The sequence below is a fragment of the Hydrophilobacter chitinilyticus genome (assembly GCF_049860745.1).
GTDB lineage: Bacteria > Pseudomonadota > Gammaproteobacteria > Burkholderiales > Burkholderiaceae_C > Rhodoferax_B.
This window is the reverse complement of record NZ_CP187561.1, coordinates 46,739-70,478: the sequence shown is the minus strand read 5'-3', so window position 1 is coordinate 70,478 and position 23,740 is coordinate 46,739. Positions and strand designations below refer to the sequence as shown.

Annotated in this window: 17 protein-coding genes, 2 tRNA genes, 3 rRNA genes and 1 pseudogene; 13 read left to right on the top strand and 10 right to left on the bottom strand. The window is 59.1% G+C overall.

Annotated elements, in window-relative coordinates; all coding sequences use genetic code 11:
- Nucleotides 1–41: 41 nt before the first annotated feature.
- On the top strand, nt 42–212 hold the full coding sequence (locus tag ACPWMG_RS00330; protein ID WP_483302681.1) for a YegP family protein: 171 nt from the start codon (nt 42–44) through the stop codon (nt 210–212).
- 354 nt (nt 213–566) lie between these two features.
- Here the strand turns inward: ACPWMG_RS00330 and ACPWMG_RS00325 are convergent.
- Nucleotides 567–1,478, bottom strand: a pseudogene (locus ACPWMG_RS00325) (YifB family Mg chelatase-like AAA ATPase); the annotation flags it as partial.
- Between the two features lie 207 nt (nt 1,479–1,685).
- Between ACPWMG_RS00325 and ACPWMG_RS00320 the strand changes: the two are divergent.
- The 5 genes from ACPWMG_RS00320 to ACPWMG_RS00300 all read left to right on the top strand — a co-directional run bounded on the left by ACPWMG_RS00320 (nt 1,686) and on the right by ACPWMG_RS00300 (nt 6,213).
- Entirely contained in the window at nt 1,686–2,435 is a 750-nt protein-coding gene (locus ACPWMG_RS00320; RefSeq protein ID WP_483302680.1) for a TorF family putative porin, read from the top strand.
- A gap of 20 nt (nt 2,436–2,455) precedes the next feature.
- Nucleotides 2,456–2,794, top strand: a complete 339-nt coding sequence (gene glnK / locus ACPWMG_RS00315) for a P-II family nitrogen regulator (RefSeq protein WP_422832721.1) — start codon at nt 2,456–2,458, stop codon at nt 2,792–2,794.
- Between the two features lie 31 nt (nt 2,795–2,825).
- Nucleotides 2,826–4,253 (top strand): ammonium transporter, encoded by a 1,428-nt coding sequence (locus ACPWMG_RS00310; protein WP_483302679.1) that lies wholly within the window; start codon nt 2,826–2,828, stop codon nt 4,251–4,253.
- 177 nt (nt 4,254–4,430) lie between these two features.
- Nucleotides 4,431–5,282, top strand: coding sequence for an aldose 1-epimerase (locus ACPWMG_RS00305; protein WP_483302678.1), 852 nt, complete (start codon nt 4,431–4,433; stop codon nt 5,280–5,282).
- A 7-nt stretch (nt 5,283–5,289) separates the two neighbouring features.
- On the top strand, nt 5,290–6,213 hold the full coding sequence (locus ACPWMG_RS00300) for an SMP-30/gluconolactonase/LRE family protein (RefSeq protein ID WP_483302677.1): 924 nt from the start codon (nt 5,290–5,292) through the stop codon (nt 6,211–6,213).
- Nucleotides 6,214–6,265: 52 nt separating this feature from the next.
- Here the strand turns inward: ACPWMG_RS00300 and ACPWMG_RS00295 are convergent, their stop codons facing one another.
- On the bottom strand, nt 6,266–7,927 hold the full coding sequence (locus ACPWMG_RS00295; RefSeq protein ID WP_483302676.1) for an arylsulfatase: 1,662 nt from the start codon (nt 7,925–7,927) through the stop codon (nt 6,266–6,268).
- Between the two features lie 447 nt (nt 7,928–8,374).
- Between ACPWMG_RS00295 and glcE the strand changes: the two genes are divergently transcribed.
- From glcE to ACPWMG_RS00260, 7 genes are all read left to right on the top strand, one after another.
- Nucleotides 8,375–9,463, top strand: coding sequence for a glycolate oxidase subunit GlcE (gene glcE / locus ACPWMG_RS00290; protein WP_483302675.1), 1,089 nt, complete (start codon nt 8,375–8,377; stop codon nt 9,461–9,463).
- Nucleotides 9,464–9,484: 21 nt separating this feature from the next.
- Nucleotides 9,485–10,300 (top strand): YoaK family protein, encoded by an 816-nt coding sequence (locus tag ACPWMG_RS00285; protein ID WP_483302674.1) that lies wholly within the window; start codon nt 9,485–9,487, stop codon nt 10,298–10,300.
- A gap of 36 nt (nt 10,301–10,336) precedes the next feature.
- Entirely contained in the window at nt 10,337–11,593 is a 1,257-nt protein-coding gene (gene glcF, locus ACPWMG_RS00280) for a glycolate oxidase subunit GlcF (protein WP_483302673.1), read from the top strand.
- 101 nt (nt 11,594–11,694) lie between these two features.
- Nucleotides 11,695–12,603, top strand: a complete 909-nt coding sequence (locus ACPWMG_RS00275) for a ProQ/FINO family protein (RefSeq protein ID WP_483302672.1) — start codon at nt 11,695–11,697, stop codon at nt 12,601–12,603.
- Between the two features lie 164 nt (nt 12,604–12,767).
- Nucleotides 12,768–13,151: a VOC family protein gene (locus tag ACPWMG_RS00270; RefSeq protein WP_483302671.1), complete on the top strand. Its 384-nt coding sequence runs from the start codon at nt 12,768–12,770 to the stop codon at nt 13,149–13,151.
- Between the two features lie 11 nt (nt 13,152–13,162).
- On the top strand, nt 13,163–13,672 hold the full coding sequence (locus tag ACPWMG_RS00265; RefSeq protein WP_483302670.1) for an EVE domain-containing protein: 510 nt from the start codon (nt 13,163–13,165) through the stop codon (nt 13,670–13,672).
- Between the two features lie 84 nt (nt 13,673–13,756).
- Complete coding sequence (locus ACPWMG_RS00260; protein WP_483302669.1) at nt 13,757–14,467, top strand: helix-turn-helix transcriptional regulator; 711 nt, start codon at nt 13,757–13,759, stop codon at nt 14,465–14,467.
- 22 nt (nt 14,468–14,489) lie between these two features.
- On the opposite strand, the gene ACPWMG_RS00255 is transcribed toward ACPWMG_RS00260, so the two are convergent.
- From ACPWMG_RS00255 to ACPWMG_RS00220, 8 genes are all read right to left on the bottom strand, one after another.
- A complete protein-coding gene (locus tag ACPWMG_RS00255) occupies nt 14,490–14,813 on the bottom strand; it encodes a YnfA family protein (RefSeq protein WP_483302668.1) in 324 nt (107 codons plus the stop codon).
- A gap of 42 nt (nt 14,814–14,855) precedes the next feature.
- A complete protein-coding gene (locus ACPWMG_RS00250) occupies nt 14,856–15,683 on the bottom strand; it encodes a DMT family transporter (RefSeq protein ID WP_483302667.1) in 828 nt (275 codons plus the stop codon).
- Between the two features lie 124 nt (nt 15,684–15,807).
- A complete protein-coding gene (locus tag ACPWMG_RS00245) occupies nt 15,808–18,075 on the bottom strand; it encodes a xanthine dehydrogenase family protein molybdopterin-binding subunit (protein ID WP_483305153.1) in 2,268 nt (755 codons plus the stop codon).
- A gap of 323 nt (nt 18,076–18,398) precedes the next feature.
- Nucleotides 18,399–18,511: ribosomal RNA gene (gene rrf, locus ACPWMG_RS00240) — 5S ribosomal RNA — on the bottom strand.
- A gap of 144 nt (nt 18,512–18,655) precedes the next feature.
- Nucleotides 18,656–21,534: ribosomal RNA gene (locus ACPWMG_RS00235) — 23S ribosomal RNA — on the bottom strand.
- Nucleotides 21,535–21,858: 324 nt separating this feature from the next.
- A tRNA-Ala gene (locus ACPWMG_RS00230) sits at nt 21,859–21,934 on the bottom strand.
- 25 nt (nt 21,935–21,959) lie between these two features.
- Nucleotides 21,960–22,036: transfer RNA gene (locus ACPWMG_RS00225), tRNA-Ile, on the bottom strand.
- A gap of 109 nt (nt 22,037–22,145) precedes the next feature.
- Nucleotides 22,146–23,678 (bottom strand): 16S ribosomal RNA (locus ACPWMG_RS00220).
- Together the 16S, 23S and 5S rRNA genes with 2 tRNA genes alongside form the textbook arrangement of a ribosomal RNA operon.
- Nucleotides 23,679–23,740 lie beyond the last annotated feature (62 nt).

The window sequence follows — 23,740 nt, the reverse complement described above, 5'->3', positions numbered from 1 at the left end:
CAAATCTTGCCTCCACTTTCTCATTACACAAGGAGTTATCTATGTTTGAAATTTTTCGCGCCAATGGCGGCGGTTTCTTCTGGCACCTCAAGGCCAACAACGGCGAAAAGCTGTGTCACTCGGAGGTCTATACGACCAAGCAGGCTGCGCAAGTGGGGATTGATGCGGTGAAACGCATTGCCCCTACTGCCGCGACCTACGATCGCACCTGATGCGCTAAACGCGCTCAGCGGGGCCGCCAATAGGCGGCCCTTTTTCTTTGTAGAGCCGCATGATCGAAATGGGGGCCGTCAGATAGGCTCCTTCAATAGCGTGGATAAAGCGCGCCCGTAGTCGACGCTTGCCCAGGCGTCCCTTAAGTTGCTGCCAGTGCGTTTTTGACCAGGCGGCCAACGATGTGCTGAGCATCTGAAATCGACAGAGCGATCTAGCCAGCTACGTCGGCTGGGGAACCCTGAGCACCGCTGCAAAAGATCGTCCTAACTGTGATGTTTGTCGAAGCTTAACCTTGATAGCAGGCCCCATAAGTATTTGATTTTGTTAAGTAACTAAGTGCTGTAACTTTGATGATGTCCACCAGGGCGTGGCGGCGAACCGCCACCCACCAGTGCCACGGCACTGGCCGTATGGTGCGGGCTACACGTCGGTCGAACGGCCCACTGGTCCAAACCAAAACGCCCACTGATGCTGGCCACCGCCGCACTCTGCAAGGCCTCGCGCGTGGTCATGGGCGGCAGCAAACCTGCAAAACGCTGCGCCAGCATCGACTTGCCTGAGCCCGGTGGCCCCACCAACAGCAGGCTATGGCCACCGGCCGCCGCAATTTCCAGCGCGCGCTTGCTTGCGGCGCTGCCTTTCACATCGGACAAACATGCGTAGCGCACGCTCGTCGCCACAGGTTTGGGCACAGCCTGGGTCCAACCGGGGTTGTCGTCTTCATCAACCCCGTGTGCTGCGCCGGCTGGACGGAATTGGCGCACCACGTCCAACAAATGTTCAGCGCGGAACACTTCGGCGCCAGGCACCAACGCGGCCTCTTCGGCACTTTCGGGCGGCAACACCATCTTGGTCGCGATGCCCTGGGTTTCGAGCGCCAGCGCCATGGCCAACGCGCCACGTACCGGCCGCAGTTGACCAGACAAAGACAACTCCCCGGCAAACTCATACCCTGCTAGCTTTGCACCATCAACTTGCCCACTGGCCGCCAGGATGCCCAGCGCGATCGGCAAGTCAAAGCGGCCGGATTCTTTGGGCAGGTCGGCTGGAGCCAGGTTGACTGTAAGCCTTTTGTTGCTTGGAAACTCAAGTCCAGCGTTTTGGATGGCGGAACGCACACGCTCTCGCGCCTCTTTGACCTCGATATCCGCCAACCCCACCAGCGTAAAACTCGGCAAACCGTTGACCAAATGCACCTCAACGGTGACCGCTGGCGCCTCTAGCCCCAATAGAGATCGACTTTGCACCAAAGAAAGGCTCATTTCATCCTGCTTGTTCAAATCGGTGCACCTCTTGGATGGAGATACAAACCGTTTTACTTGCGCACTCAAGTGGTGCACAGTCACTTGTTCTGATTTCAGAACACCGTATGGGACAGAGGCACTGACGAGCCGTAACAAGTGGTAGCCGATGGCACGCTACATGCTTAGGGACTGCGTCATCACTCTTTTACTAATCCGGAGCCAAACATGAAATTGTCAGCCGCCAAAACCCTGGTCCTCGCAACGCTCGCAGTATCGAGTGGCGCTTTTGCGCAGACCGCGGCGCCCGAGCCAGATTACACCCTGGCTTTCAACGTTGGAGTTGTTTCAGACTACCGTTTCCGTGGCATTTCGCAATCTCGCCTGAAGCCGGCTCTGCAAGGTGGCATCGATTTCTCGCACAAGAGCGGTATCTATCTGGGCACGTGGGCTTCGACCATCAAGATCCTGAAAGACATTCCCGGTGGCGACGGCCCGGTGGAACTGGACTTCTACGGCGGCTACAAGGGCACGATCACCGAATCTTTCTCGTATGACGTGGGTGTGCTGCGCTACCAATACCCAAGCGAAAACTTCAGCACCACGCCCAACACGACGGAAGTCTATGGCGCGTTGACGTTTGGCCCTGCGACCGTGAAGTACTCGCAATCGGTGACCAAGCAAACCTTCGGCGTGGCCGACAGCAAGGGCTCCTACTACCTGGAAGCAGCCGCCACGTTCGATCTGGGCAGCGGTTGGGGCGTCACGCCACACGTTGGCTACCAACGCATCGACGGCACGGCAGCGGCTTCTTATACCGACTACTCCCTCAGCGTGAGCAAAGACTTCGCCAACGGCTTCGTCGTCACCCTGACGGCCGTGGGCACCAACGCCGACAAAACTTTCTACGCCAGCCCAGCCAACGGCAAATTCCTGGGTAAAGACAGCGGGTTGATTGGCGTCAAGTACAGCTTCTGATCGAACAAGAGGAACTATCTATGAAACTCGTAACGGCCATCATCAAACCGTTCAAGCTCGACGAGGTGCGCGAAGCCCTCTCCGGTATTGGCGTCCAAGGCATCACCGTCACCGAAGTCAAAGGCTTCGGCCGTCAAAAGGGCCACACCGAGCTGTACCGTGGCGCTGAATACGTGGTGGACTTTCTGCCCAAAGTGAAGATCGAAGCGGCAGTGGCCGACGAACTCGTCGACCGCGTGATCGAAGCCGTGGAAGGCGCAGCCCGCACCGGCAAGATCGGCGACGGGAAGATCTTTGTGTTCAACCTCGAACAAGTCGTACGCATCCGTACGGGTGAGACCGGTAAAGAAGCGCTGTAAGTCGCTCTGCCCTTCAGAAAGAACTTATCTCATGAAAAAACTAATTGCTTCTCTGGCCCTTGGCCTGAGTTTGTTGGCCGTCGGCCCAACCTTGATGGCGCAAACACCCGCCGCCGACGCTTCCGCACCAGCCACTGCTGTGGCAGCCCCCGCTTCTGACGCTGCACCAGCAGCAGCTGCAGCCCCTGCTGCAGATGCATCGGCTCCCGCTGCTGCCGCACCGGCACCGGTGCCAAAGCTTGACTCCGGCGACACCGCCTGGATGTTGACCTCGACCCTGTTGGTGATCTTGATGACGATCCCCGGCCTGGCCTTGTTCTACGGTGGCCTGGGCCGCTCGAAGAACATGCTGTCCGTGCTGATGCAAGTGTTCGTGATCTTCTCGTTGATCAGCATTCTGTGGGCCATCTACGGCTACAGCCTGGCGTTCTCCGGTGAAGGCAAGTTCATCGGCGGCCTGGACAAGATCTTCTTGAAGGGTGTGAACCTGGAGACCTTCGGGGCTCTGATCACCATTCCTGAATATGTGTTCTTCGCCTTCCAAGGCACGTTCGCCGCCATCACCGTGGCGCTGATCGTCGGCGCCTTCGCAGAACGCGCACGCTTCTCCGCTGTGCTGTTGTTCTCGGTGCTGTGGTTCACCTTTAGCTACGTGCCAATCGCCCACATCGTCTGGGGCGGCGGTTTCCTGGGCGCTGATGGCGCACTCGACTTCGCAGGCGGCACTGTGGTGCACATCAACGCCGGTGTCGCTGGCTTGGTGGGTGCCTACTTGGTGGGCAAGCGTATCGGCTTCGGCAAAGAAGCTTTCACGCCGCACTCGCTGACGCTGACCATGGTGGGCGCTTCGCTGCTGTGGGTGGGTTGGTTCGGTTTCAACGCTGGCTCCGCCGGTGCTGCCAACGCTTCTGCTGGCCTGGCTTTCGTCAACACCGTGTTGGCTACTGCTGCTGCAACGCTGTCGTGGATTGCCGGTGAAAGCCTGCACAAGGGCAAGGCCTCGATGCTGGGTGCTGCATCTGGTGCCGTTGCCGGCCTGGTGGCGGTGACGCCTGCTGCTGGTTTCGTCGGCCCCATGGGTTCCATCGTGCTGGGTCTGTTGGCCGGTATCGTCTGCTTGTGGGGTGTGAGCGGCCTGAAGAAGATGTTGAACGTGGATGACGCGTTTGACGTGTTTGGTGTGCACGGCGTGGGCGGCATCTTGGGTGCCATCTTGACCGGTGTGTTCGCTTCGCAAAGCCTGGGCGGCACCGGTGGCCTGACCCCCGACACGTTCGCAATGGGCGCACAAGTCTGGATCCAAGTGAAGAGCGTGTTTGTGACCATCGTCTGGTCTGGTGTGGTGGCTTTCATCTCCTTCAAGATTGCAGACGTGGCCATCGGCCTGCGCGTCAGCGAAGAAGAAGAGCGCGAAGGCCTGGACATCACGTCCCACGGCGAAACCGCTTACAACCGCTAAGCAAGACTTATCGAATCCTTCAGGGGATTACGCCTGGCGGTGCCACCGCCGCCAGGTTGCCAAGATTTCATCTCCTTAGGAAGTTTGGCCCGCACGAACCGCAAGGTTCCGGCGGGCCATTTTTTTGCCTGGCGTCGGCCTATCATGGAGCCCCATCCATGCCAAGGAGCCCCGGCCATGACATCCCCACTGGTTCTGCAAAACGGCGCGCTGCGCTGTGAACTGCGGCCCGACCTCGGCGGCTGTATCACCGGCCTGTGGCTGGGCGATGACGCGGTGCTGCGCTCGGCGCCCGCCGCCAGTGTGGCCTCGTCCCGCGTGAGCGGCAGTTATGCGCTGGTGCCGTTTTCCAACCGCATCGGCCACGCCACGTTGCAGTGGCAGGGCACGAGCCATCCGCTGGTACAAAACAACGCGCCCGAGCCCCACGCCATCCACGGCCACGGCTGGCAGCGCCCCTGGGAAGTGCTCGAATCCGATGGCCAATCGGCACTGCTGGCTTTTGAGCACCAGCCCGACGCCTCGTGGCCCTTCGCCTTCGACACCTCGCAAAGCTTTCGCCTCAGCCCCGACGCGTTGGAGATGACACTCAGCGCCACCAACCAGTCGCCCCAACCCGCACCCATCGGCCTGGGTTGGCACCCGTTTTTCGTCAAACGCCCCGGCAGCCGCATCAGCTTTGCCGCCACCGGCCGCTGGGAAAATGGCCCCGACATGCTGCCCATCAGCCACAGCACCAGCACCGGCTTGAACACCGACTGCGCCACTCTGGTGGTGGACAACTGCTTTGACGGCTGGAGCGGCCAGGTCGATTTGATCGACCCGGTGCTGCACACCCGCATCACCTCACACCTGCGCCACTTGGTCGTCTTCACCACCACACAAAAAGATTTTGTGGCCATCGAACCGGTGAGCCACGTCAACAACGCGGTAAACCAAACCAACGCGGATACGCTGGGTGTGCGCGTGCTGCAGCCCGGCGAAACCCTGTCTGTCCAAATGACCATTGCCGTAGAACGCACCAAGTAACTGAACCATGACCTTGCCCGCCTGGAACCCCATCACCACCACGCCCAACCTGCTGGGCGAATCACCCTTCTGGCATCCGCTGGAGCAACGCCTGTATTGGGTGGACTTGCCGGGCAAACGCATCCACCGTACCCAGCCCGGCAGCGGCGTGGTCGACACCTGGAACGTGCCGCAAGAACCCGGTTGCATGGCCCCGGCCGCCAGCGGCGGCTTGGTAGTCGCCATGCGCGACGGCATCTACCGTGCACGCACCTGGGGCGGCGAGCTCACATTGATAGCGGCCGCCAAACACGACCCCGCGACCACGCGCTTCAACGACGGCAAATGCGACGTGCTCGGCCGCTTCTGGGCCGGCACTATTTTTGAGCCGCGCACCGCACATAACGCCAAGCTGTATTCGCTCGACTGCCGTGACGGCCGCGCGCCTGAGTTGCTGGAGCAGGCCGACCACGCCATCACTGCCAACGGCCTGGCCTGGTCGCCCGACAATCACACCTTGTACTGGGCCAACACGCCCGACCACCTTGTGCGCGCCTGGGACTGGGCGGCCGAGTCGAACACGCTGAGCAACCCACGCGTGTTCCAGCAGTTGCCCGGCAAGCCTGCGGGCTGGACTTCCGGCCAACCTGGCTACGGTGGCCGCCCCGATGGCGCCGCCATGGACGTGGAAGGCAACTACTACTCGTCGATGTTCGAGGGCGGCCGCATCTGCAAGTTCGCACCCGATGGCCGCTTGCTCGCCACCTTCCAAACGCCTGCGCAATGCCCCACCATGCCGTGTTTCGGCGGGCCCGATTTGCGTACGCTGTTTGTGACCACCGCCAGCCAAGGTCGGCCCGAAGCTGAACTGGCGGCATTGCCGCAATCGGGTTGCGTGTTTGCTTTGCAGGTCGACGTGCCCGGCTTGCCGGTCAACTTCTTCCAGGAATAAAAAAGGCCCCGGACGAACATCCGGGGCCTTGTGCCTCACGCTAACCGGTCAATTACTGACCCGTCGGCATGGGCAGGTTGAAACCGTCCTTGGCCAGCGCATCACGCACGTACTGGAAGCGTTCGTACTGCGACAGGGTGATGGGCCCGTTGTACGCATCGCTTTGGTTCTTGCGTGGTGGGTACTTCACGTAGGTCTTCATCAACTCCTTCACTGCGATGTTGATGGTGGGCAGCGTCCACGTGCGCTCGGTCACGTTGCTCATGAAGATGTCGTAGCGCTCTTGCGGGTCGGCCCACAGGTCGAAGATTTGCGGTACGGCGGCCACATACGACTCAGGGCCCTTCCAACCAAGGTTGGTGTCCACCGCCAAGCCGCCAGTTAGCGCACCGTTGTCACCCCGCAGGTTGAACACGGCTTTGTAGTTGCCCACCCGTACGGCGCCAGGCGAAAGTTCGTTTTCAGTGAAGTAGAACCACGTTTTGCGGCTGGACTTGCCGTTGCTGAACAGCACAGGCGCCATGTCGATGCTGTCGAAAATGATCGGCTTGTTGGCGCGGTCGTTCTCGGGCAGCTTGACGCCCGCAACAGCCGCAAACGTGGCCATCAGATCCAGGCCCCCGGTGAGTTCATGGCTCTTGGAACCTGCTGGAATCTTGCCCGGCATCCAGGCAATGGCAGGCACTCGGTTGCCCCCCTCGCGCACCGTGCCTTTGGTGCCGCGAAATGGTGTGTAGCCTGCATCGGGATAAACGTCTTGCCAGGCGCCGTTATCGGTGGTGTAGAAAACCAATGTGTTCTTATCAAGGCCCAAGGCACGCACCTTGTCCATGATGCGGCCAATACGCGCATCCAGTTCCACAACTGAGTCTGCGTATTTGCTTTTCGACAAGGATTTACCCACGTAGTCGGGGTCGGGCATATTCGGCTGGTGCACTTTCATGAAGTTGATGTTCATGAAAAATGGTTTATCCGATTTGGCGTTTTTATCCAAATAGTCCAGCGATGCTTTTTCAACATAGCGGTCAAAAAAGGGAATGCCCACCACACCTGGCTTGCCGTCAATCACGGGCGTATCGACATACTGGCCATTGATTTTGAATTCCTCCACGGGGGCTTGTCCGGCATTCGCCGAGAGTGCGCCCTTGGTGGTCTTCTGGAACATGGCGCGTAGCTCGGGGTCCATGTCGGGAAACCACGTCGTGTCGGCATAGGTGTAGGCATTCAGGTGGTACAGCCCGGCATACTTCATCTCGTCGTAGCCTTGCGCGTTGGGCAGCGCGTAATCTGATTCGCCCAAATGCCATTTGCCGGTGAAGAAGGTCTTGTAGCCGCCTGTTTTCAACACAGAAGCTAGCGTCCACTCTTCTGCTGGAAGGCCACCACCTTGACCCTGAAAAGCCACCGTGGTCATGCCACTGCGGTTGGGAATACGCCCGGTCTGGATGGCCGCGCGCCCTGGTGTGCAGCTGGGTTGGGCGTAAAACGTGAACAGCGTCATGCCTTCAGCCGCCATTTTGTCGATATTGGGCGTGGGCATGCCGCGCCCGGCGCCACCGCCGTAAGGGCCCAGATCACCGTATCCAGTATCGTCAGAGACGATCAAAATAATGTTGGGCTTGGACGTTTGTTGCGCCATAAGGGGTGGCGCCAACACGGTTGCCAGTGCAGCAACCGTGGGCGCTATGAGCCAGCGCGTTTTAATGGATTTCATATTGTTTCCCATTCATTTGTTTATTTCACGTGGCGTTCATATCCACATGTGCATTGCCGGGTGCAATAGCCAAGTGACGGTATCACCGGCCCGCAAATAGGAGTGAATGGGCGTCTCCAGTTAGAGACATATGCTTGAGGCATTTTGTAGCTAAATGTCTTACGGCCATTTTTTAAGTTCTGTTCAATATGTGCGCAAATTTCAATAAGTAATTAGAGATATTTGCAGCAAATAGGTAAACCAAGCGTTTGATTTTGAATAGAACCTTATCTGGCCAAGCCTGTTTTTCCATGAGATTTATTTTCAATACCCCTACTTTTTGTATTTAGTCGTTACTAAATTAAGTATTGGTTTTGAGATCAAGGCATCAAAAACTGAACGTTGTTGGTTCAAAAAATTCACGCCGCAAAGACGTTGCCGACTGGTAACCAACCGCTACCATTCGGCATGGATCCAGCCGTTCAGAGACTCATCGCCCAGATAGCCACCGCCGCCGCAGAAGCCCGGCCACTGCGCATCCGTGGCCGGGGCAGCAAAGACTTTTATGGGCAGACGCTGCAAGGCGAAGTGCTCGACACCACGGCGCTGAGCGGCATCGTCAGCTACGAGCCGAGCGAGTTGGTGGTGACAGTGCGCGCGGGCACCACGCTGGCCGAACTCGAAGCCACACTCGCGGAACAAAACCAATGCCTGCCGTTTGAGCCGCCGCGCTTTGGAGCTGACGGCACGGGTGGCACGGTAGGCGGCATGGTCGCCGCCGGCCTCAGCGGCCCGGCGCGCGCAAGCTCGGGCGCCGTGCGTGACTTCATGCTCGGCGTCACCCTCGTCAACGGCCGTGCCGAGCTGCTGACCTTTGGCGGCACGGTGATGAAAAACGTGGCGGGTTATGACGTCTCGCGGCTGATATGCGGGGCGCTCGGCACGCTGGGCGTGCTGACCGAAATCAATCTCAAGGTATTGCCCGTGGCCCCGGCTGAAGCCACGCTGCGCTTTGCCATGCCGCAAGCCGATGCGCTGCGCCAACTCAACCTTTGGGGTGGCCAGCCACTGCCGCTCAACGCCAGTTGCTGGGTGGACGATGTTTTGTGGGTGCGCCTGCGTGGCGCCGTGGCGGCGGTGGAAGCCGCGTGCGCCAACATGGGCGGCACCCGGCTAGAGGCCAATGCCTTTGACTGGAGCGCCTGCCGCGACCAGCACCTGCCCTGGTTTGCACCACGCGAAGGGCTAGACCTGTGGCGCCTGTCGGTGCCACAAACCGCGCCCGTGTTGGACTTGCCTTATCAGCAACTGATCGAGTGGCATGGCGGTCAGCGCTGGCTGTGGGCGCCTAGTGCTGCGGCGGAGCACATCCGCAGCGTTGCACAGGCAGCCGATGGAAACGCTACGCTATTTATAGCTGCTTCCGCTAGAGCACCGGGTGCCAGAGGCCTATTTGATGCATTAAAAAGCCCGCTCGACCGCATCCACAGCAACCTCAAGCGCGAGTTCGATCCGGCCGGCATCCTCAACCGAGGCCGGCTGTACGCCGACTTCTAAGAGCCTCCTTTAGAGACCATCTTGCGCCGCTTGTTCCACATCGCCGACCGCCACCGCACGGCATCCACCACGCGGCTACTGGGCTACGTGTTGGCCTTCAACGCCGGCGCCACCAATGCGGGCGGCTTGTTGGTGGTGCACAGCTACACCTCGCACATGTCGGGCTTTGCCTCGCAGGTGGCCGATGGGCTGGTGTTGGGCGACACCGCCTTGCTGTTGAGCGCACTGGGTGCGCTGCTGGCCTTTACCGTTGGCGCGGCTTGCACGGCACTCATCGTCAATTGGGGCCGGCAGCACCATCTGCGCAGCGCCTTTGCGTTGCCGATGTTGTTGGAGGCCGGGTTGCTGCTGCCGTTCGGGCTGATGGGCGCCATCACGCTGACGTGGGAAACGCCCTTTACCGTGCCGCTCACGGTGCTGCTGCTGTCGTTCATCATGGGCCTGCAAAACGCGCTCAGCACCAAGATCTCGGGCGGCAAGGTGCGCACCACGCACATGACCGGCAACCTCACCGACCTGGGCATTGAACTTGGCAAGCTGCTGTACTGGAACCGCCATGGCACACCGCCCGAGTCCCATGTGCGCTCGAACGCGGCACGCATGCGGCTGTATGGCGGGCTGCTGGGCATGTTCATCGCCGGTGGCCTGTTTGGCGCGGCGGGTTTCAAGTACGTGGGCTTTTTGTGGGTGCTCCCCATGGCCGCGCTACTGATGACGGTGTCGCTGCCGCCGCTGCGCCACGACCTGCGCCGCTCGGTGTATTTGCGTGCGCTGCTGGCGGCCATTTGGGCCCGGCTGCGCTACAGCCGCCACAACGCCCCCAAGCAGAACCCATAAAAATAAAGACCAAAACAAAAAAGATTACGAGACCCGATGCAAACCAACCTCGCCCCCGAGTTCAAAAACACACCCGACGGCCAAGCCGCCGAAGCCATTCTGCGCAAGTGTGTGCACTGCGGCTTTTGCACCGCCACCTGCCCCACTTACCAGTTGCTGGGCGATGAACTCGATGGCCCGCGCGGCCGCATCTATTTGATGAAGCAGGTGCTTGAGGGCGCCGAGCCCACGCGCAGCACGCAACAACACCTGGACCGCTGCCTGACCTGCCGCAACTGCGAAACCACCTGCCCCAGCGGTGTGGACTACGGCCATTTGGTCGACATCGGCCGCAAGATTGTGGATGCCAAAGTACCGCGCCCTGCGGGCGAACGCGCCAAACGCTGGGCGCTGAAAGAAGGTTTGTCGTCACCGCTGTTTGGCCCCGCCATGCGCCTGGGCCAGCAGGTGCGCGGCCTGTTGCCACAAGCCTTGCAGGCCAAGGTGCCCGCCAAACAGGACGCTGGTCGCTGGCCCACACAAACCCATGCGCGCCAGGTGTTGATGCTGGCCGGCTGCGTGCAGCCGTCGATGATGCCCAACATCAACAGCGCCACCGCACGCGTGCTCGACGCGGCGGGCATCCAGACCGTGCTGGCCCCATCGGCCGGCTGCTGCGGCGCGGTGAAGTTTCACCTGAACGACCAAACCGGCGGCCTGGCACAAATGCGCGCCAACATTGATGCCTGGTGGCCGTATGTAGAAGGCGAAAACGTCGTGAGTGGCGCCGCGCCAGTCGAGGCAATTGTGATGAACGCCTCGGGCTGCGGCGTCACCGTCAAAGACTACGGCCATCTGCTGCGCGACGACCCCGCCTATGCCGCGCGCGCCGCACGCATCAGCGCTTTGACGCGCGACCTGAGCGAATGGCTGCCCGAGCTGGCCACCACGTTGCGCACGCGCGTGAAGGCGCCCACCGGCCCCATCGCCTACCACCCACCCTGCACGCTGCAACACGGCCAAAAGCTGCGTGGCGGTGTGGAACAACACTTGCGCGCGCTGGGCTTCAACCTGCGCGTGGCAGTGAACGAAGCGCACCTGTGTTGCGGATCCGCCGGCACTTATTCGGTGCTCAACCCCGGCATCTCCAAACAACTGCGTGACCGCAAACTCGGCGCATTGGAAACGGCGCATGGCGATGCCCCACCCGAGGCCATTTTGTCGGCCAACATTGGCTGCATCACCCACCTGCAAAGCGGCACCACAGTGCCCGTGCGGCACTGGGTGGAGCTGCTCGACCAGGCGCTGGTCTAGCCCCTCTTGAACCTGCGCCGCACCCCCTGGTTTTGCCTATTTAGACAGCACCCGCGCCAAGCTGGCATGATCGCGGGTTCGACTGCTTATTTTCCGCTCTCATGACCGACCCTCAATTGACGCCCGCCCCGCAAGTTACAGACGCTTCTGCCGCCCCCGCTGCAGCGGCTGTCGCGCCTGTGGACGCGCCTGCTGCCACGGCAGAAGCATCCGACGCACCGCGCGCTGAGCGTGGCCGGCGTGGGGGCCGAGGCGGTCGCAACCGCCGCAAGCCCGGCGCTGAAGGCGGCGCACCGAATGTGGCAGCCGCACCACGTGAACCCGGCACACCGCGCGAACCCCGCCAGCCACGTCAAAACGATGGCAAGGGCGCGCCACAAGGTCAGCAAGGCCCGCAGGCTCCACGCCGTACCCACCCGCTGCTGGAGCAACTGGCCGCGCTCTACCCGCACTTGTTTGGCGCCGTGTTCTTGCCGCTCAAGCGTGGCATCTTCCAAGACCTGCAAGAAGCCCACCCCGAAGTGTTTGAGCGCGAAGCGTTGAAGGTTGCCCTGGGCATCCACACGCGCAGCACACGCTACCTGCAAAGCGTGGCCGAAGGCCGCCAACGCCACGACCTGTTGGGCAACGCCGTGGAAGCCATGGCACCCGAACACGTGCACCACGCGCTGCTGGAAGTGTTTCGCCGCCGCAAGCCACGTGATGGCGAAGACGCGTCTGAGAAACTGCGCCGCCGCCTGCGCCAGGCGTTTGAAGCCTCGGGCCTGGCGCGCGATGCGTATGCCGATCTGGTGCGTAGCCGCGACGAGACCGCCAACCAATTGCTGAACGACGTGTTTGCCGAGATCACCGCCGAAGATGCCAAGGCCGAAGCCCTGTTGCGCGCCTTTGACGCCAGCGGCCGCAGCAGCGTGGAAGAGTTTGCCGACATGTACGGCCTGGACCCACGTCAGACCGGCCGCCAACTGGAGCGTGCACGCAGCTTGCGGCCCGCTGCCGTCGCCGCGTAACGTCTTACCGTAACATTTCCAACAAACGCCCCTGGCTCAACACCAGGGGCGTTTTTCATTGGCGGGTGACAGCACATGCGGGCGTCGACAAGCTACTGACACCACGCTGTCAGCAGCCCCCGCGCACCATAGCGGCTTCTTCCACAACACATGAGAGGCTCGCCATGACCACCACCCCCAACGCCATCAACTGGTTTGAAATCCCCTGCGCCAACCTCGACCGCGCACAGGCCTTCTACGAGCAAGTGCTCGGCCGCCCCATGCGCCGCGAAGAGTTTGGCGGCGCCCCGATGGCACTGTTCGCCCGCGACGAACCCGCCACGGGCGGCTGCCTGGTGTCGGGCAGCGAATACAAGTCCGCACCCGATGCCGGTGTGCGCATCTACCTCGACTGCAGCCCCGGCCTGGACGCCGCCGCCTACCGCGTACCGCTGGCCGGTGGCCAATTGATCGACGCCTGCATCACACTGCCCGACGGCATGGGCTACATCGCCCACATGCGCGATACCGAGGGCAATACCATCGGCCTGCATTCGATCTCGCGCTAAGCACCGAAACCATGGCCAAGAACTGGATCGCCGTGGCCTGCGCCGAGCACGCGCAGCGCGGACGCGTGGCGCAGCCCGTGGGCTTTATGCAGGTGTGCCATGGCAAGGTGGCCCCGCTGCGGAGGGTTTCGCCTGGTGACCGGGTGGTCTATTACGCGCCCGCCCAGACCATGGCAGGCACTGATCGGTTGCAAAGCTTCTTCAGCCTGGGCGTGGTGCAGCCCGGTGAGCCGTATGCGTTCGACATGGGCGGCGGCTTCGTGCCGTTTCGGCGTGACGTGGCGTATGTCGAGGCCCAACCAGCGCCCATCGCACCCCTGCTCGACGAACTGGATTTTGTAGAGAACCGCCAGCGCTGGGGCTACCCGTTTCGACGCGGTTTGTTCGAGATCGGCACGGCCGACATGCAACGCATTGCTCACGCCATGCAAGTGCCTTGGCGGCTGCTTGACGGGGCCACGGAAGCGCCTTCCAGCCATTCCCGCGTTAGCATGCAGAGATCGATTTTCGAGCTCCGCTAGTCTTCTAAATTGATAGCTGCTTGCGCTACATCTTTATGCGCAAACCGCCTCAAAAGCTTAAGACACTTCATCATCTCCAACACGATGCGCCGCGCCGACCGCTTGTTCCAAATCGTCCAGCTTGTGCGTGGCCGGCGTTTGTCCACGGCCGCCTTTTTGGCCACGCGGCTAGAGGTGTCAGAACGCACCATCTACCGTGACGTGGCAGCGCTGCAGGCACAAGGTGTGCCTATCGAGGGCGAGGCCGGTGTGGGCTACCGTTTGGGCCGTGGCTTCGATCTACCGCCGTTGATGTTCAGCCCGGTGGAGGCCACCGCCTTGGTGGCCGCAGCGCGCTTGGCGCAACGCTGGCTGGATGCCGGTTTGTCACGCGAAGTGGAAACAGCGCTGGGCAAAATCCTCTCGGTCTTGCCGCCTGCCCAGCGTGTGGCGGCCGAGTCCGTCGCGATGTTTGCGCCCTCCATTGGCGGCCTCGCGGCGACCACACAGCAGCATCTGCAAGCCCTGCGTGAAGCCACACAGGCGCGGCGCAAAGTGCACTTGGACTATCTGGATTTAGCTGACAAGACGACCCAGCGCGTGGTGCGGCCTCTGGGTTGTTTCTATTGGGGCAAAGTGTGGACGCTGTCGGCCTGGTGCGAGGTGCGCGACGACTTCCGTGGTTTCCGTGTCGACCGCATTCAACAGTTGGAAATGCTGCCCGATGTGTTTGCCGACGAGCCCGGCAAAACACTGGCCGACATGCTGCGTGCAGTAGAAGCCAAGGCCGACTGGGAGCCTTCGAAGCCGAATTAACTGAACCGACTAAGCGAACCCACTAACGCGCAGCAGGTTGGAACATGATCACGGCCATGCCCAGCAAAGCGATGCCCACACCCACGCCGTCCCACAGCGTTGGGCGCACTTGGTCAACCAACCACAACCACAGCAGCGCCACCGCCACATACACACCACCGTACGCTGCGTAGACGCGGCCCGAGGCCGTGGCATGCAGCGTCAACAGCCAGACAAACAACGCGAGGCTCAAGGCCGCAGGCAACAGCAGCCATATGCTGCGCCCTTGCCGCAACCAGAGGTAGGGCAGATAACAACCGACGATTTCGGCGAGCGCGGTCGCCACAAACAACAGCAGAGTTTTCATGGCGCCATTCTGCCGGGCAAGTCTCTGCCGTAGCGCCGCTGTTCAGTGCTCGCGGCGCAGTAAAACCAGGCCACTGCCGATGATGATGGCGCCACCCAGCAAGGTGAAATGGTCCGGCACGGTGCGCCAGAGCAGCCAGTCGAGCGCTATGCCCCACGCCAGCGCGGTGTATTCCAGAGGCGCCACCACCGAAGCCTGGCCGCCGCGAAACGCTTCGGTTATCGCCAGCAAGCCAATGAATCCGGTAACCGCCAGCGCCGCAATCAACGGCCAGTGCATAGGCGCTACAGGCACCCAATCCGGTCGCGCCAACAGCCCCGCTCCCACGGCAATCAAGGCCGTGGTCCAGAACACCAAACTCTCGCCAGTGTTACGCTTGATCAGCACGCGCCCCAGCATAGCGGAGGTGGCGTAGCAGCTCGCAGCACCCAAGGCGGCCAATGCGTCGAGCGACAAGAACGATTCGCCGTCCGGCCGCAAAGCCACCACCACGCCCAGCATGCCTACGGCGATGGCGATCCAGTGTGCGCGCCGTACACGTTCACCTAGCACCAGGGCCGAGAGCGCGGTGATCATCAATGGCGCTACAAAGAACAGCGTGTAGGCATCCGCCAAAGCCAAGGCCTTGAGCGAGTAACTGAACAAAAACAAGGTGCCAATATTGGCCGCACCACGCAACAGCTGCAGCGGCCAACGCACTCGCCACAAACTGCCCACTTGGCGCCGCCACACCACGTACAGCACCACCAGGGGCATGGACGCCATACCACGCATCGCAGCCACCTGCATGGCAGGGTAATGGCCGGCCAGCAACTTGAGCACGGCGTCCATCAGCGCGAAGCTGCCCACCGCCAGCAGCATGGCCCACATGGCGCGCGCGTGGCCGCCGCGTGGGGTTTCCGCGCGGCTGAGCTGCGGGGCGTTGATTGCTATGGTTTGGGTAGCTGTCTCCGCTTGTCCACGTTGCGCAAAAGGCTTGTTTGACTCTTGAATTTCAGGCCTCTTGCAGGAGTGTCCATAACCGGTTGGGCGACAGCGGCATTTGCAACTTAGGCGCGAGAGCCGCACGGCCATTACGCGCCAACGCATCAGCCACGGCATTTACCACCGAGGGGGCTGCGCCGATGGTGCCCAGCTCGCCAACACCCTTGACGCCCAGCGGGTTGTTTTTGCAGGGCACGCTGGTGTCCATCTCGGTTTTGAAATCAGGTGCTTGGTCGGCGTGCGGCATGGCGTAGTCCATCAAGCTGCCGGTCACCAATTGACCTAAAGCGGTGTCGTACACGAGGTGCTCGCATAGTGCCTGGCCCATTCCTTGTACAGCGCCGCCGTCGAGTTGGCCACGTACCACCATCGGGTTGATCACGCGGCCGACGTCGTTCATCGAGGCATAGGCCACCACGTCGACTTGGCCGGTTTGCGGGTCGATTTCTACCTCGCTGATGTGGCAGCCGTTGGGCCATGTGGGGCCATCGACCGTGCTGGTCGAGTCCATGAAAATGCTACGCTCGGGCTGGGCTGCCGCCAATTCAAACAAACCCACCTGCACATCAGTGCCCGCCACCGTGAAGCGGCCTTCGGCAAATTGCAGATCTTCGGGTGCGGCTTCAAGCTGTTCGGCAGCCAACATGCGTGCCTTGTCGAGCGTGCGCTCGGCGCCGATCCGCATGGCCGATCCGCCGGTGAAAATGCTGCGCGAGCCGGCACTGCCGAAGCCATCACCGCGGTCGGTGTCGCCCAGCACCACACGCACTTTGTCGATAGGCACGCCAAAAGCGTCCACCACCAACTGCGCCAAGGTCGTCGCAATGCCTTGGCCCATGGCGTTCACGGCAGAGAACACTTCGATCACACCTTCTGCCAGCACATTGAGCGTCACACGTTCTTCAAATACGTTACCGCCCGTCCATTCCAGGAACGTAGCAATGCCCAAGCCGCGTAGGCGCCCACGCATTGCCGAATCGGCAGCGCGCGCAGCAAAACCGTTCCAATCGGCCAACGCCAAACCTTGGTCCATGATCGATTCAAAGTGCCCTGTGTCGTAGGTCTGCCCCATCGGGTTCTTATATGGCATCTGCGATGGCTGGATGAAGTTACGACGACGCAATTCGACGCGGTCAATGCCGGTCTGCCGTGCGGCTTCGTCCATCAGTCGCTCCATCATGAAAATGGCTTCAGGCCGGCCCGCACCACGGTAAGCGCTGGTCGGGCCAGTGTTGGTCAACACGGCTTTGAAGTGGAAGTCGATGGTCTGAATGTCGTACACGCTGGTCTGCACCCACGGGCCAATCAGCAGCTGGATCGCGACGCCGGCACCAGTGGCATAAGCGCCAACGTTGGCGTTCGACTGCAGGCGTAGCGCGAGGATCTTGCAGGTGTCGTCGAGCGCCAGTTCAGCGCGGCTTTCCAGGTCGCGGCCATGGTAGGCCGCCAGGAATTCTTCACTGCGCTCGCTCACCCACTTCACCGGGCGGCCCAGTTGGCGCGCGCAGTAGGCGGTCACGATGTCTTCTGGGTACACGCCGGTTTTCATGCCGAACCCGCCGCCCACGTCGCCCACCACTACGCGCACGTCAGCCTTAGGAATCCCGAGCGACGCACACACCGAATCGCGCACTCCGGAAGGCATTTGGGTGCTCATGCGAATGGTGAGGCGACCGGTTGCGGCATCAGGCGCGGCCAACACGGTGCGCGGCTCCATGCTCACAGCGACGATGCGCTGGTTGGTGATCTCCAAACGCACCACATGTGTTGCTTTCGCGAACGCGGCATTCGTGGCGTCGGCACTGCCGTGGCGAATCTCGGCGGCAATGTTGTCTGGTGCTGCGCTGTCGATCGCCGGTGCGCCTTGGGCTAATGCCGCGGTCATGTCCACCACCACCGGCAGCTCTTCGTATTCCACCCACACGGCTTCAGCAGCGTCTCGGGCTTGCTCTAAGGTTTCAGCCACGATCGCCACCACGGCTTCACCGGCAAACCGCACGTATTCGTGCGCCAGTGGGCGGTGTGGTGGCGTTACGCCAGGCTTACCGTCAGCCCGTTGGAATCCGCCGCCTGGAATCGGCTTCACGCCCTTGGTGGCCAGATCGGCGCCAGACACCACCGCCAACACGCCAGGCATAGACTCTGCATCCCCCTTGTTGACATCCACGATACGCGCGTGTGGATAAGGGGATCGTAAAAACACCAACTGTGCTTGCCCGTCTGGCACTACATCTGCGGTGAACTTGCCCGCGCCAATCAAAAGGGTGTCGTCTTCCATGCGCCGAACGGACTGGCCGCTGCCGAAGCGTGCTGGAGCGAGAGTTGATGAGTTGTCCTGCTTCAAGTTGCCTCCTGTTGGGTGGGCTGCGGGTCTGGACACCCGGCCTGCCTTGTGTGGAGGAGCCACTATAGGGCTTTTGGGCGGCGCGTGTCAGGCGAGCTGTGACGGGCGTCGGGGGTATATGCCTGCCGGGGACGAGAGGGCCCTCGTGCTGTCACTGCGCTTGTATTTATGTCTGCCTATGCGGTGGCGTTTCAAGCCGTGTGGCCGCAAAGCAAAACGCCCCAGTCCTTTGGGGACTGGGGCGTTTCTAGATAATAGCCTGACGATGACCTACTTTCACACGGGAACCCGCACTATCATCGGCGCGGAGTCGTTTCACTGTCCTGTTCGGGATGGGAAGGAGTGGGACCAACTCGCTATGGTCATCAGGCATAACTGTTTGCTGCTCTGACACATGTCAGGACAGCGAATTCATAGAGATTTAATCAGCACCGGGTTAGCTTTTGCAGCATACCGGTTGGTATTTTGAATGCGTCAACTTGGCATAACACCTTGATCTGACGATCAAAGTTATAGGGTCAAGCCGCACGAGCAATTAGTATCAGTTAGCTTAACGCATTACTGCGCTTCCACACCTGACCTATCAACGTCCTGGTCTTGAACGACTCTTTAGGGGGCTCAAGGCCCCGGCAGATCTCATCTTGAAACGAGTTTCCCGCTTAGATGCTTTCAGCGGTTATCTCTTCCACACTTAGCTACTCGGCAATGCCACTGGCGTGACAACCGATACACCAGAGGTGTGTCCACTCCGGTCCTCTCGTACTAGGAGCAGGCTTCCTCAAATCTGCAGCGCCCACGGAAGATAGGGACCAAACTGTCTCACGACGTTTTAAACCCAGCTCACGTACCTCTTTAAATGGCGAACAGCCATACCCTTGGGACCGGCTACAGCCCCAGGATGAGATGAGCCGACATCGAGGTGCCAAACACCGCCGTCGATATGAACTCTTGGGCGGTATCAGCCTGTTATCCCCAGAGTACCTTTTATCCGTTGAGCGATGGCCCTTCCATACAGAACCACCGGATCACTATGTCCTGCTTTCGCATCTGCTCGACTTGTCAGTCTCGCAGTTAAGCACGCTTATGCCATTGCACTATCGTCACGATGTCCGACCGTAACTAGCGTACCTTCGAACTCCTCCGTTACGCTTTGGGAGGAGACCGCCCCAGTCAAACTGCCTACCATGCACTGTCCCCGATCCAGATAATGGACCTAGGTTAGAACCTCAAACACACCAGGGTGGTATTTCAACGTTGGCTCCATGTGATCTAGCGACCACACTTCAAAGCCTCCCACCTATCCTACACAGATCTGTTCAAAGTCCAATACAAAGCTACAGTAAAGGTTCATGGGGTCTTTCCGTCTTTCCGCGGGGAGATTGCATCATCACAAACATTTCAACTTCGCTGAGTCTCAGGAGGAGACAGTGTGGCCATCGTTACGCCATTCGTGCAGGTCGGAACTTACCCGACAAGGAATTTCGCTACCTTAGGACCGTTATAGTTACGGCCGCCGTTTACTGGGACTTCAATCAAGAGCTTGCACCCCATCATTTAATCTTCCAGCACCGGGCAGGCGTCACACCCTATACGTCCACTTTCGTGTTTGCAGAGTGCTGTGTTTTTAATAAACAGTCGCAGCCACCGATTTTTTGCAACCTCATTGGGCTCCATCCGCGAGGGACTTCACCTACTAAAGGCACACCTTCTTCCGAAGTTACGGTGTCAATTTGCCGAGTTCCTTCTCCTGAGTTCTCTCAAGCGCCTTAGAATACTCATCTCGCGCACCAGTGTCGGTTTGCGGTACGGTCGTGTGTAGCTGAAGCTTAGTGGCTTTTCCTGGAAGCAGGGTATCACTCACTTCGGCTGCAAGCAGCCTCGTTATCACCCCTCATCTAAGCCCGGCGGATTTGCCTACCAGGCATGACTACAGGCTTGAACCAACATATCCAACAGTTGGCTGAGCTAACCTTCTCCGTCCCCACATCGCACTACACATCGGTACAGGAATATTGACCTGTTTCCCATCAACTACGCATCTCTGCCTCGCCTTAGGGGCCGACTCACTCTACGCCGATGAACGTTGCGTAGAAAACCTTGCGCTTACGGCGAGGGGGCTTTTCACCCCCTTTAACGCTACTCATGTCAGCATTCGCACTTCTGATACCTCCAGCACGCTTTACAACGCACCTTCACAGGCTTACAGAACGCTCTCCTACCACTTGCAATAAATTGCAAATCCGCAGCTTCGGTAACTGGCTTAGCCCCGTTACATCTTCCGCGCAGGACGACTCGATCAGTGAGCTATTACGCTTTCTTTAAATGATGGCTGCTTCTAAGCCAACATCCTGACTGTTTTAGCCTTCCCACTTCGTTTCCCACTTAGCCAATTTTAGGGACCTTAGCTGGCGGTCTGGGTTGTTTCCCTCTTGAGTCCGGACGTTAGCACCCGGTGCTCTGTCTCCCAAGCTGTACTCGTCGGTATTCGGAGTTTGCATTGGTTTGGTAAGTCGCCATGACCCCCTAGCCAAAACAGTGCTCTACCCCCGACGGTAATACTTGAGGCACTACCTAAATAGTTTTCGGAGAGAACCAGCTATTTCCAAGTTTGTTTAGCCTTTCACCCCTATCCACAGCTCATCCGCTAGTTTTGCAACACTAGTCGGTTCGGACCTCCAGTACCTGTTACGGCACCTTCATCCTGGCCATGGATAGCTCACTTGGTTTCGGGTCTACACCCAGCGACTAAGACGCCCTGTTCGGACTCGGTTTCCCTACGCCTTCCCTATTCGGTTAAGCTTGCCACTGAATGTAAGTCGCTGACCCATTATACAAAAGGTACGCAGTCACCCTTGCGGGCTCCTACTTTTTGTAAGCATGCGGTTTCAGGATCTATTTCACTCCCCTCCCGGGGTTCTTTTCGCCTTTCCCTCACGGTACTAGTTCACTATCGGTCAATGATGAGTATTTAGCCTTGGAGGATGGTCCCCCCATATTCAGACAGGATTTCTCGTGTCCCGCCCTACTTTTCGTTAGCTCAGTACCACACGTCTGTTTTCACGTACGGGGCTATCACCCACTATGGCCAACCTTTCCAGGTCGTTCCGTTAACAGTCGTGCTATCACTAACAGGCTTTTCCGATTTCGCTCGCCACTACTTTCGGAATCTCGGTTGATGTCTTTTCCTCGAGCTACTGAGATGTTTCAGTTCACCCGGTTCGCCTCGCATGACTATGTATTCATCATGCGATACCCCTAAGGGTGGGTTTCCCCATTCAGAAATCTCCGGATCAAAGCTAATTTGCCAGCTCCCCGAAGCTTATCGCAGGCTATCACGTCTTTCGTCGCCTATCATTGCCAAGGCATCCACCACATGCTCTTATTCACTTGACCCTATAACTTTGACGTTTCTTGCGAAACCTAAGTCATCTTCAAGGAATGATTGTTTGGTCTTTCACCAAACGCGTTATGCCGTAATAAGCTTTCGCTTATTGTTTAAATATTTAGACCAAAGTCTGAATATTCGTTTTGACGCAATCAAAAATTTGTCGCTGGTGGCACGGTCTGCACTAAACCTTTACGAATGTGCAGTTTCCACCAGCAACGCTGATTAAACTCTATGAATTTTTAATGAACAGCCGATTGATCAAGAGATCTTGATCAACAACAAAACAGCCTTTTGCAAAGCTGCTTTGGTGTTGACTTCTATAAGTTTGTTGGTGGAGGTGACAGGACTCGAACCCGCTACCTATTGCTTGCAAAGCAACCGCTCTACCAGGTGAGCTACACCCCCAAGAAACCCTTTGCCATTGGAGGATTGGTGGGTCTGGTTGGTCTCGAACCAACGACCCCCGCCTTATCAAGACGGTGCTCTAACCAACTGAGCTACAGACCCGAGCCGGTCGCATTCAACCGATTCTGCTGCTTGCCAGATCTTCAGTCGTCAGCGACTACCTTCCAACAACCGATAAGTGTGGGCGTTCAAATTTGATTGCAGTTTCCAGAAAGGAGGTGATCCAGCCGCACCTTCCGATACGGCTACCTTGTTACGACTTCACCCCAGTCACGAACCCTGCCGTGGTAATCGCCCTCCTTGCGGTTAAGCTAACTACTTCTGGCAGAACCCGCTCCCATGGTGTGACGGGCGGTGTGTACAAGACCCGGGAACGTATTCACCGTGACATTCTGATCCACGATTACTAGCGATTCCGACTTCACGCAGTCGAGTTGCAGACTGCGATCCGGACTACGACTGGTTTTATGGGATTAGCTCCCCCTCGCGGGTTGGCAACCCTTTGTACCAGCCATTGTATGACGTGTGTAGCCCCACCTATAAGGGCCATGAGGACTTGACGTCATCCCCACCTTCCTCCGGTTTATCACCGGCAGTCTCACTAGAGTGCCCAACTAAATGTAGCAACTAATGACAAGGGTTGCGCTCGTTGCGGGACTTAACCCAACATCTCACGACACGAGCTGACGACAGCCATGCAGCACCTGTGTTACGGTTCTCTTTCGAGCACTAAGCCATCTCTGGCGAATTCCGTACATGTCAAAGGTGGGTAAGGTTTTTCGCGTTGCATCGAATTAAACCACATCATCCACCGCTTGTGCGGGTCCCCGTCAATTCCTTTGAGTTTCAACCTTGCGGCCGTACTCCCCAGGCGGTCAACTTCACGCGTTAGCTTCGTTACTGAGAAAGTGAATTCCCAACAACCAGTTGACATCGTTTAGGGCGTGGACTACCAGGGTATCTAATCCTGTTTGCTCCCCACGCTTTCGTGCATGAGCGTCAGTACAGGTCCAGGGGATTGCCTTCGCCATCGGTGTTCCTCCGCATATCTACGCATTTCACTGCTACACGCGGAATTCCATCCCCCTCTACCGTACTCTAGCTATACAGTCACAGATGCAGTTCCCAGGTTGAGCCCGGGGATTTCACAACTGTCTTATATAACCGCCTGCGCACGCTTTACGCCCAGTAATTCCGATTAACGCTCGCACCCTACGTATTACCGCGGCTGCTGGCACGTAGTTAGCCGGTGCTTATTCTTACGGTACCGTCATGGGCCCCTTGTATTAGAAAGGACCTTTTCGTTCCGTACAAAAGCAGTTTACAACCCGAAGGCCTTCATCCTGCACGCGGCATTGCTGGATCAGGCTTGCGCCCATTGTCCAAAATTCCCCACTGCTGCCTCCCGTAGGAGTCTGGACCGTGTCTCAGTTCCAGTGTGGCTGGTCGTCCTCTCAGACCAGCTACAGATCGCAGGCTTGGTGAGCCTTTACCTCACCAACTACCTAATCTGCCATCGGCCGCTCCACTCGCGCGAGGTCTTGCGATCCCCCGCTTTCATCCTTAGATCTTATGCGGTATTAGCACAGCTTTCGCTGCGTTATCCCCCACGATTGGGCACGTTCCGATGTATTACTCACCCGTTCGCCACTCGTCAGCATCCGAAGACCTGTTACCGTTCGACTTGCATGTGTAAGGCATGCCGCCAGCGTTCAATCTGAGCCAGGATCAAACTCTATAGTTCGATCTTGAATTTTTTCGCCCCTGACTATTACCACCAGAGGCCACTCATAAATTGGAATCAAC